At 73.0% G+C, this 3,323-nt stretch carries 3 protein-coding genes; 1 reads left to right on the forward strand and 2 read right to left on the reverse strand.

Translation table 11 applies throughout. The features are described 5' to 3' along the window. The first annotated feature begins 195 nt into the window (after positions 1-195). Complete coding sequence (locus G6R24_RS19570; RefSeq protein ID WP_225438781.1) at positions 196-1,101, forward strand: Fpg/Nei family DNA glycosylase; 906 nt, start codon at positions 196-198, stop codon at positions 1,099-1,101. On the opposite strand, the gene G6R24_RS19575 is transcribed toward G6R24_RS19570, so the two are convergent. Both G6R24_RS19575 and G6R24_RS19580 read right to left on the reverse strand, forming a co-directional pair. Continuing rightward, on the reverse strand, positions 1,085-1,879 hold the full coding sequence (locus G6R24_RS19575; RefSeq protein ID WP_163550632.1) for a tyrosine-protein phosphatase: 795 nt from the start codon (positions 1,877-1,879) through the stop codon (positions 1,085-1,087). The two genes, G6R24_RS19570 and G6R24_RS19575, sit on opposite strands and share 17 nt — an antisense overlap. Positions 1,880-2,002: 123 nt before the next feature. Further along, the gene (locus G6R24_RS19580) at positions 2,003-3,322 is read right to left on the reverse strand and encodes an RNA polymerase sigma factor (protein ID WP_338084477.1); all 1,320 of its coding nucleotides are present in this window, start codon (positions 3,320-3,322) and stop codon (positions 2,003-2,005) included. Between the last annotated feature and the right edge of the window lies 1 nt (position 3,323).

Here is a 3,323-nt window from a genome sequence, read left to right on the forward strand (position 1 = left end):
ATCACGTCGGGTGCTGTTCGCGAGCCCGCTCGGGCGGGCCGGGCCGGGCCGGGCCGGGCCGGTATGGTTGTCCGACCATGCCAGAAGGTCACACTGTGCACCGGCTTGCCGCCGCGCACCGGCGGATGTTCCAGGGCCACACCGTGCGTGCGATGAGTCCGCAGGGTCGTTTCGCCGCCGGCGCGCATCGTCTGGATGGGCAGAACCGGTGCCGAGGCGTTGGGAAAGCACCTGCTGCTCGGCTTCGGTGGCTTCTACGACGCCGCCGGCCCCGGGCCCACGGCCGAGCAGGAGCCCACGACCGAGCAGAGGCCCGAGGCTGAAAACGGGGCCGTGCACCGAGCCGAGGTTGGTGGGATCGGTGAATCGGCGTTCGTCCTACATGTGCATCTCGGGATCTATGGCACCTGGTCGCTGGGTGCGGGGCCCCTGCCGGCGCCGACCGGAGCGGTCCGGCTGCGGCTGTCCACCGCCGGCGGCGTGGGCGACGGAGGCGGCAGGGGCGGCAGGGGCGACGGAGACGGCACGGGTGGCGGGGACGGTGCCGCGGGGGTGGTGGCGTACGCGGACCTGCGCGGACCCAACGCCTGCGAGCTGCTCGAACCGGGGGAGATCAGGGCGCTGCGCGACCGGCTCGGTCCGGACCCGCTGCGGGGCGACGCGGACCCGGATCGGGCGTACCGGCGGATCGTCCGTAGTCGTACCCCGATCGCCACCCTGCTGATGGACCAGTCGGTCATCGCGGGGCCGGGCAACATCTACCGGGCCGAGGTGCTGTTCCGGGCGGGGGTCGCGCCGATGCTGCCCGGGCGGGACGTCTCGGCGTCGCTGTGGTCGGCGATCTGGGCGGATCTGGTGGTCCTGATGGCCGAGGGTGTGCGCACCGGACGCATTGACACGGTCCGGGCGGAGCACACCCCGGAGGCGATGGGACGGGCACCGCGGGTCGACGACCACGGCGGCGAGGTGTACGTCTACCGTCGCGCGGAGCTGCCCTGCCTGGTCTGCGCGACCGAGGTGCGCATGCGGACGCTCGCCGGACGCAACCTGTTCTGGTGCCCGGGCTGCCAGCCGGCTACCGCGCTCAGTACGGTTCGATGATCAGCTGCTGCCATCCGCTGATCTGCTCGGCGGTGGCACCGTGCGAGCGCAGGAATCCGGCCACCCCGCCCTCGGCGGCCTCGACGACGTCCAGGACGCCGTGGATCGCCCGAGGGTCGATCTTGAACGGGGTGCGGGGTGGGCTGTCCGCCCCGCTGTCCGTGCCGCTGGCGGCGGCGCGCCGCATCAGGTGCTGGTAGGCCGGATTCCGCGCCAGGGCCGCGCGGACCCGGTCGAGACGTTCGCCGGTGGCCAGGTAGTCGGCGATGATCGCCGACCGTTCGACGCCGGCCACTGACAGCAGCACCGCCACCGTGATGCCGGTGCGGTCCTTGCCCGCGGCGCAGTGCAGCAGCGTCGGGGTGTGGCCGCCGTCCACGAGGAAGGCGAGGATGCGGGCGAGGCCGGGCCCGGCGTTGTCGAGCATCAGGGCGTACATCGCCGAGTAGTCGCCGCGGACCTGGTCGGCCAGAGCGTCGGCGTTGGACAGCGCGGTCAGGTCGGCCAGCGGTTCGTGCAGCCAGGTGATGCCGAGCCGCGGGAACCACTCGGCGGCCCGCGGGCTCTCGAACGGCGCGCGCAGATCGACGACGCCGCGTAGCGCGACGTCCTCGCCCAGCACGGCGATGTCCTCGGCGGTGAGTGCGTCGAGATTGTCGCCGCGCAGCAGCACCCGCCGCCGCACGGTGCCCCCCGCCGCGGGCAGACCACCAAGATCTCGGACGTTGTGGGCGCCGACCAGATCAACCCATCCGGGCACATACTGCGCAGCGGTCACGGAGAAGGACGATACCCCCGGCTGTGCGCTCAGCCGAGGCGGACGAGGGTGCATTGGGAGCCGTCCCCGACGAATCCGCTGCCGTCGCGGCCGGCGACCAGGGTGACTGTCCAACCTGTCCTTTCAGTCCGTCTCGTCCGAGTGCGCGGGCGACGCGGACAACGCGGCTACCTTGCGCAGCAGGATGGCGCGTTCACGGGCGTTGCCGCACAGGCGGGCGGCCTGTTCGAGTTCCGTGCGGGCCTGCGTGGTGCGACCGAGGCGGGTCAGCAGCTCCCCGCGCACGGTGGGCAGCAGATGCGAACCGTTGAGCAGGCCGCCGCCGGCGAGGGCGTCGACGATCTCCAGGGCTGGCAGTGGGCCGTGCGCCATCGCGACCGCCACCGCCCGGTTGAGATCGACGATCGGCGACGGCGCCACCTGACCGAGCGCCTCGTAGAGCAGCACGATCCGCTCCCAGTCGGTCGCCGCCACCGCTGGCGCCCGCGCGTGACAGGCCGCGATCGCGGCCTGTAGCCCGTAGGGACCAAGGCCGCGCCCGACGACGGACGCCCGCTCGAACGCGGCCAGCCCGCGCCGGATCGCCGCCCGGTCCCACCGGCCGCGATCCTGGTCGGCGAGCAGGACCGGCTCACCGTCCGGACCGGTGCGTGCCGGGAACCGCGCGGCGGTGAGCTCGCACAGGGCGAGCAGACCGTGGACCTCCGCCTCGTCCGGCAGCAGCGCGACGAGCATCCGGGTCAGCCGGATCGCCTCGAACGCCAGATCCGGCCGCAGCAGATCCGCCCCGGAGGTCGCCGTCGAACCTTCGGTGAAAATGACGTAGAGCACGCTGAGTACCGCACCGAGCCGTTCGCGGCGCTCGTGCGCCGGTGGCAGGGCGAACGGCACGCGGGCCGCGGCGATCGTCTTCTTCGCCCGGGTGATCCGGGCCTGGATCGTCGGGGTGGGCACCAGGAACGCCCGGGCGATCTCCTCACTCGACAGACCACCGACCACCCGCAGCGTCAGCGCCACCCGGGCCTGCGGCGCGAGCACCGGATGGCACGCCGTGAACATCAACGCCAGCACGTCGTCGTGGACCCGGTCGGGGTCCCACAGCAGATCATCGCTGTCCTGCTGTGACGTGAGCGTGAACGATCCGCCCGGCAGGCAGCCCGCGGCGGTCGACCTCGCCGCGACCGGCGCACCAGAACTGGTCTGACCCTCGGTGAGCTGGTGCGCGAGCTCGGCGTAACGCTCGTCGCGGGTGCTACGGCGGCGGAACGCATCGATCGCCCGCCGCCGTCCCGTCGTGAGCAGCCACCCCGCCGGACTACGCGGCACGCCGGAATCTGCCCAGGCGACGAGCGCCTCCGTGACCGCCTCCTGGGCGACGTCCTCAGCCAGCGCGAAGTCCCCGGTGAACCGGGCCAGCGCGCCGACGATCCGGGCGGCGTCGATC

This window comes from Candidatus Frankia nodulisporulans (assembly GCF_902806475.1).
In the GTDB taxonomy this organism is placed as follows: domain Bacteria; phylum Actinomycetota; class Actinomycetes; order Frankiales; family Frankiaceae; genus Frankia; species Frankia umida.

What these genes read in the sequence shown, in the direction of transcription:
- G6R24_RS19570 (WP_225438781.1), top strand. Translation starts at nt 196, where the DNA reads ATGGGCAGAACCGGTGCCGAGGCGTTGGGAAAGCACCTGCTGCTCGGC.